The 6,404-nt window shown below is 73.3% G+C and carries 4 protein-coding genes and 2 pseudogenes; 5 read left to right on the top strand and 1 reads right to left on the bottom strand.

The window, feature by feature from the left end; genetic code table 11:
- Window positions 1–7: 7 nt before the first annotated feature.
- Window positions 8–388, bottom strand: coding sequence for a hypothetical protein (locus JNW87_RS33025; protein ID WP_238455028.1), 381 nt, complete (start codon window positions 386–388; stop codon window positions 8–10).
- A 500-nt stretch (window positions 389–888) separates the two neighbouring features.
- Here JNW87_RS33025 and pdhA point away from each other — a divergent pair, with 500 nt between their 5' ends.
- From pdhA to JNW87_RS33000, 5 genes and pseudogenes are all read left to right on the top strand, one after another.
- On the top strand, window positions 889–2,073 hold the full coding sequence (gene pdhA, locus JNW87_RS33020) for a pyruvate dehydrogenase (acetyl-transferring) E1 component subunit alpha (RefSeq protein WP_109804776.1): 1,185 nt from the start codon (window positions 889–891) through the stop codon (window positions 2,071–2,073).
- Window positions 2,073–3,062, top strand: coding sequence for an alpha-ketoacid dehydrogenase subunit beta (locus tag JNW87_RS33015; RefSeq protein WP_109804777.1), 990 nt, complete (start codon window positions 2,073–2,075; stop codon window positions 3,060–3,062). Before pdhA ends, JNW87_RS33015 begins: the two co-directional genes overlap by 1 nt.
- 5 nt (window positions 3,063–3,067) lie before the next feature.
- Window positions 3,068–4,527: pseudogene (locus JNW87_RS33010) on the top strand (dihydrolipoamide acetyltransferase family protein).
- A gap of 222 nt (window positions 4,528–4,749) precedes the next feature.
- Entirely contained in the window at window positions 4,750–4,887 is a 138-nt protein-coding gene (locus JNW87_RS33005; RefSeq protein ID WP_165823299.1) for a hypothetical protein, read from the top strand.
- Between the two features lie 1,017 nt (window positions 4,888–5,904).
- A pseudogene (locus JNW87_RS33000) lies at window positions 5,905–6,404 on the top strand (hypothetical protein); the annotation flags it as partial.

Genomic DNA, 6,404 nt, shown 5'->3' with positions numbered 1-6,404 from the left:
TCGGAGGTCAGCCGGCGGGGCCGGGCGGCGGCGCCGCCGCGTCGGGGCGGGTGACCACCGGGGCAGGCCGGGTGGTGGGCGCCACCGCGGGCTGGCTGGTCCCGGGCAGCGGGATGACCACCGGGCCGACCGAGGGCGTCGGGATGAAGGGCGTGCTGTTGTCCGGGAGGGCGGTGCTGCCGACGGTGGCCGACCCGGCGCTGATGGCGGCGAGGATCGGCATCGACGCGGTGCCGGCGAGCAGGGCGACCGTGAAGAGGTAGCCGCGGCTCGGGCCGCCGAGTCCGGTTGCCCGGTGGGTGCCGACCACCCGTCGGTAGCCGGCGGCGGGGGCCGCGTGGTGGCGGCCGAGGAGTGGACTTCCGGGACCCTCGGCTGGCTCGGACACCGGCACACTCCTCGTCGTCGACCTTCGGCGGGATCGTCGGTTGCGGGCACGTCGGCCTAAACGGACAAACGCCGCTTAACACTCACCGGGACACCAGTCAGCTTGAACCAGTGACGCTCAGTTCACCAGTCGCCACCGCGTGTCGACACACACTTTGTCCGTCGCGGTCGAGTGCGCATGCGACAAAAAGGTCTATCCGTCGCTTTGCAGACGGAACGCCACCGGGGTGGAGGGCCATACTGTGGGCCCGCTCACCTCCTCTGCAATCATTCAGGCACGACGGCAACGTAGCCGCCACCTCCGCGCACCCGCGGCAGGTGCGGTACGACGCCGGCGCTCCCGAACCGGGTTCGCCCAGAATCCGGCTCACGCCGCGCGGCAACCCTCACCGGGGCTAGGCGCGGCCGCCAGGAACCAGCCCGGCACCAGCCGGGCGGGTGCACGATTTGCGCGGCTAGGGTCACCCCCGGCACCGGCGCAGACACGACAGGGAGAGACGGATGGCAAAGGGCGACCCCGGGGTCACCACCCGCGGCCGGCGGGCCGCACCCCGTTCCAAGCGAACCGCCTCGGCGAACGCCGGTGACCCGGCACTCGTACAGCTGCTGACGCCCGAGGGCGAGCGGATCGAGAGCGCGATCGGCCCGGACGGGACCGAGTACCGCGTCGACTTCACCGACGAGGAGTACCGCGGGCTCTACCGCGACCTCGTGCTGGTCCGCAAGCTCGACGCCGAGGCGACCGCGCTGCAGCGCCAGGGCGAGCTGGGCCTCTGGGCCAGCCTGCTGGGTCAGGAGGCCGCGCAGGTCGGCTCCGGCCGGGCGCTGCGTACCCAGGACATGGCCTTCCCGACCTACCGGGAGCACGGCGTCCTCTACTGCCGGGGCATCGACCCGATCATGCCGCTCGGCCTGTTCCGCGGGGTCGACCAGGGCGGCTGGGACCCCAACGAGTTCAAGTTCAACATGTACACGATCGTGATCGGGGCGCAGACCCTGCACGCGACCGGGTACGCCATGGGCGTCCACATGGACGGCAAGACCGGCACCGACGACGGCGAGGCGGTGATCGCCTACTTCGGCGACGGCGCCACCAGCCAGGGCGACGTCAACGAGGCGTTCGTCTGGGCCAGCGTCTTCAACGCCCCGCTGGTGTTCTTCTGCCAGAACAACCAGTACGCCATCTCCGAGCCGCTGGAGCGGCAGACCCGCGTCCCGCTGTACCAGCGGGCGGGCGGCTTCGGCTTCCCCGGCGTGCGGGTGGACGGCAACGACGTGCTCGCGTCGTACGCGGTGACCCGGCACGCGCTGGACAACGCCCGGCTCGGCCAGGGCCCCAGCCTGATCGAGGCGTACACCTACCGGATGGGGGCGCACACCACCTCCGACGACCCGACCCGGTACCGGATCGCCAGCGAGGTCGAGGCCTGGCAGGCCAAGGACCCGATCGCCCGGATGAAGGCGTTCCTGACCACGCAGCAGATCGCCGACGCGGACTTCTTCGCCTCGGTCGACGAGCAGGCCCGCGCCGAGTCGGTGCACCTGCGCGAGCGGGTGCTCGCCATGCCCAACCCGGAGCCGGTGACGATGTTCGACCACGTCTACCCCAACGGGTCCCCCGAGCTCGACGAGCAGCGGGCGCAGTTCAGCAAGTACATGGAGTCGTTCGAGGGGAGCGCCCACTGATGGCCACGGAGACGCTCACCCTCGGCAAGGCCCTCAACACCGGTCTGCGCAAGGCCCTGGAGAACGACCCGAAGGTCGTCATCATGGGCGAGGACGTCGGCAAGCTCGGCGGCGTGTTCCGGATCACGGACGGGCTCCAGAAGGACTTCGGCGACCAGCGGGTGATCGACACCCCGCTGGCCGAGTCCGGCATCATCGGCACCGCGGTCGGCCTGGCCATCCGCGGCTTCCGCCCGGTCTGCGAGATCCAGTTCGACGGCTTCGTCTACCCGGCGTACGACCAGATCGTGTCGCAGGTGGCGAAGATGCACTACCGCTCGCAGGGCAAGGTCCGGATCCCGATGGTCATCCGGATTCCCTACGGCGGCGGCATCGGCGCGGTCGAGCACCACTCGGAGTCGCCCGAGGCGTACTTCGCGCACACCGCCGGCCTGAAGGTCGTCACCTGCGCGAACCCGCAGGACGCGTACTCGATGATTCAGCAGGCGATTGCCTCGGACGACCCGATCGTCTTCCTGGAGCCGAAGCGGCGCTACTGGGAGAAGGGTCCGGTCGAGCTGGACGCCCCGCTGTCGGAGGCGTACCCGCTGCACTCGGCCCGGGTCGCCCGCGCCGGCACCGACGCCACCGTGCTGGCGTACGGCCCGATGGTGCGGACCTGCCTGGACGCGGCGACCGCCGCCGCGGAGGACGGCCGCGAGCTGGAGGTCATCGACCTGCGCTCGCTCTCCCCGCTGGACCTGACCGCCGCGTACGAGTCGGTGCGGCGCACCGGTCGCTGCGTGGTCGTTCACGAGGCCCCGGGCAACCTGGGCCTGGGCTCGGAGATCGCGGCCCGGATCACCGAGGAGTGCTTCTACTCCCTGGAGTCCCCGGTGCTGCGCGTCACCGGCTTCGACACCCCCTACCCGGCCAGCCGGGTGGAGGAGGAGTACCTGCCCGACCTCGACCGGGTGCTCGACGCCGTCGACCGCACCTTCGGCTGGTGAGCGGCATGTCACGGATCAAGGAGTTCAACCTCCCCGACCTGGGCGAGGGCCTGACCGAGGGCGAGATCCTCGCCTGGCTGGTCAAGGTGGGCGACACGATCGAGCTGAACCAGCCGATCGTCGAGGTGGAGACGGCCAAGGCGGCGGTCGAGATCCCGGCGAAGTGGGCCGGCCAGGTGCGGTCGATCTTCCACCCGGAGGGCACCACGGTCGAGGTCGGCACGCCGATCATCGCGATCGACACCGACCCGGGCGCCGGCCCGATCGAGGAGTCGACGACCGGCGAGCCGGCCGACGCGCTGCCCACCCCGTCGGCGGCCTCGCTGGCCGCGGTCGAGATCGCGCCGGAGGAGGGCATGGTCGAGCCGGGCCTGATCGGCGGTCCCGCCCCGGGTGGGCGTACCGCCGTGCTGGTCGGCTACGGCCCGCGCACCACGGCGGCGAAGCGCCGGCCGCGCAAGGGCGGTCTCCCCGCCCAGGCGGCGGCCGCCCCGGTCCAGCCCGCCCCGGCTCCGGCGCCGGTCGCACCGGCTCCGGCGGCTCCGGCGGTCAACGGCACCGGCCGGACCGGCGGGCTGTGCTGGCCAAGCCGCCGGTCCGGAAGCTCGCCAAGGACCTCGGCGTCGACCTGGCCACGCTGACCGGCTCGGGCCCGCTGGGCTCGATCACCCGGGAGGACGTACAGCGGGCGGCGAGCGGGACCCCGGCGGCGGCCGAGCCGCTGACGGTCGCGGCGCCGACCACGGTGGCCGCGAGCTTCGGCGCGGACCGCGAGCAGCGCATCCCGGTCAAGGGGGTACGCAAGCTCACCGCCGAGAACATGTCCCGCTCGGCGTTCACCGCCCCGCACGTGACGGAGTTCCTGACCGTCGACGTGACCCGGGCGATGAAGGCCCTGGACCGGCTCCGCGAGCGGCGGGAGTGGCGCGACGTCCGGGTCTCGCCGCTGCTGCTGGTCGCCAAGGCGGTGCTGCTGGCAGTCAAGCGCCATCCGATGGTCAACTCGACCTGGGCGGGCGACGAGATCGTGGTCAAGGACTACGTCAACCTGGGCATCGCGGCGGCCACCGAGCGCGGCCTGATCGTGCCGAACATCAAGGACGCCGGCCGGCTCTCGCTGCGCGAACTGGCGGACGCGATGACGGCGCTGGTGCAGACGGCCAAGGCCGGGAAGACCTCCCCGGCGGACATGTCGGGCGGCACGCTGACGATCACCAACGTCGGCGTCTTCGGCGTCGACACCGGTACGCCGATCCTGCCGCCGGGCGAGTCGGCGATCCTGGCCTTCGGCGCGGTCCGGGAGATGCCGTGGGTGCACAAGGGCAAGGTGAAGCCGCGCCTGGTCACCACGCTCGGCCTCTCCTTCGATCACCGGATCATCGACGGTGAGCTGGGCTCGAAGTTCCTCCGCGACATCGGGGACTTCCTGGCCGATCCGGAGGCGGCGCTGCTCGCCTGGACCTGACGGTCGACAGACACCAGGCCACGGCCGGTGTGCCACGGGTGAACGCCCGGCACACCGGCCGTTGCCGTTGGGGGAAGAATTCGTCGGCCCCGACCGACCATGACCTACGATCCTTAGGTCCGTGGTTCAGCTCACCTAATAATCGATGGAAGTTGACCGCGTCATGCGCTTCAATAGAGACATCAGGGGCTGACAACCGAATAGCCAGGAGGAGAGACCCAGATGAGCATGATCGAGCGAATCCGCAACCGCCGCGACGCCAACCGCCGTGCCCGCGCCATCGAGCACGCGCTGCGTTCCGCCAACTCGCCCGCGGTCCGCGAGGAGCTTCTCGCCATCGCCCAGCGTCACATGAGCTGACGCTCCTCGACTTTCCTCACCTCCTCCAGTTCGGAGACCCGCCCGGCGCAGCCGGGCGGGTCTCCGGCGTTTGGGGGTGATTGAGACCGGGATTCCACCTCGCCGCACCGCCCGGTACGGTGGGGCTCGGTCGCCACCCACCCGCCCCCGGCGAGATCGCGCCGATAGAAGCCGATCGACACCACACGGCAACGGTGAGTGACGGCCGGTGCTCCCCGGACACCTCCGGGCGGCCACCGGATACGGTGCGGGGAGCCCACACGGCCGGTATCCGCCGGCGACGCCGGCAACCATGCCGACGGTCCCCGATCGGCATCGGCGGCCGACATGTGATGGAGGAGGCGCACCCATGACGTCCGAGGCCCCGCACCGCCCCGGCCAGGAGCCGGGCGAGGTGTCGCCTGGCGCCGGCGGACCGGCGCCGTACGGCGACCACCCGGCGCAGCAGGACAACGGGTACCCCAACGCCCCCGATCTCGGCTGGGCACCACCCCCGCCGGCCGGTCGGCCGAACCAGCCGGCCCCCGCCTGGGCCGGACAGGACGAACAGTCGCCCGCCCCCGCCTGGGCGCAGCCGGGCGGCCAGCCACCGAACCCCACCTGGGGCGCCGCCCCGGCCCCGCAGCAGCCCGAACCCGGGTCCTGGGGCGCCCCGGCCCAGCCCGCGTGGGCCACGCCGGAACAGGCCGGCCCCGCCTGGGCCGCCGCTTCCGCACCCGGCGGCAACCCGGGCAACCCACCGGCCGAGCAGTCCCCGCCCGCGTGGGCGACGCCGTCCGAGCAGGCCGGCCCCGGATGGGCCGCCGGGCCCCGGGGAGACCAGCCGGCCTGGGCGCAGCCCGCCGAGCCGGGCGCCCGAGGCGCGGCGCAGGTGCCCGCCCCCGCCGGCCAGCCGCACGACGACCCGGCCCGTTCCGGCGGCTGGAGCGCGGCTCCCACCACCCCGGACGACCGCTCGGACGGCTGGACCGTCGGGTCCGGCGCGCCGCAGCAGGACGATCCGGCCCGCTCGGGCGGGTGGGCCACCCCGCCGCAGGACGACCAACCTGCCTGGGGCCAGCAGGGCGAGCAGTCGCCCACCTGGGCCTCCGCCGCGCCCACCGCACGCGCCGCCGCGCAGGTTCCCGCCCCCGCCGGCAGCCGAACGAGGCGTGGTCCACGCCGAACGAGCCGAACCAGTCCGGCGGCTGGACGTCCGGCAACCCGGACCAGCAGGACGATCCCGCGCGCTCGGGCGGCTGGGCCGCCGGCGTACCAGCCCGACAGGACGACGGGGAGCCGGCCCGCGGCTGGTCCGCCCCGCAGCAGGACGACGCGGCGCGCTCCGGCGGCTGGGAGACCGGTCCCGCCGACCCCCGCGACGACGACCCCGACCGCTCCGGAGGCTGGGCCGCCAGCCGGGCCGCCACCCACGGCGAGCCTCCGCAGCAGCCCGGCTGGGGCGCGCCGGACGACCAGCGTGCGGCCACCGGCTGGAGCGGCGCCGCCGCCGTACCGCAGCAGCGGGACCGGCCCAG

It is taken from the genome of Micromonospora sp. ATA51, from assembly GCF_016802855.1.
Lineage (GTDB): Bacteria > Actinomycetota > Actinomycetes > Mycobacteriales > Micromonosporaceae > Micromonospora > Micromonospora sicca.
The sequence above is the reverse complement of the archived record's forward strand: the minus strand, read 5'-3'. Positions and strand labels throughout refer to the sequence as shown.

Coding starts and splice junctions, on each gene's coding strand:
- pdhA (WP_109804776.1), top strand. CDS start 889: ATGGCAAAGGGCGACCCCGGGGTCACCACCCGCGGCCGGCGGGCCGCA.
- JNW87_RS33015 (WP_109804777.1), top strand. CDS start 2,073: ATGGCCACGGAGACGCTCACCCTCGGCAAGGCCCTCAACACCGGTCTG.
- JNW87_RS33005 (WP_165823299.1), top strand. CDS start 4,750: ATGAGCATGATCGAGCGAATCCGCAACCGCCGCGACGCCAACCGCCGT.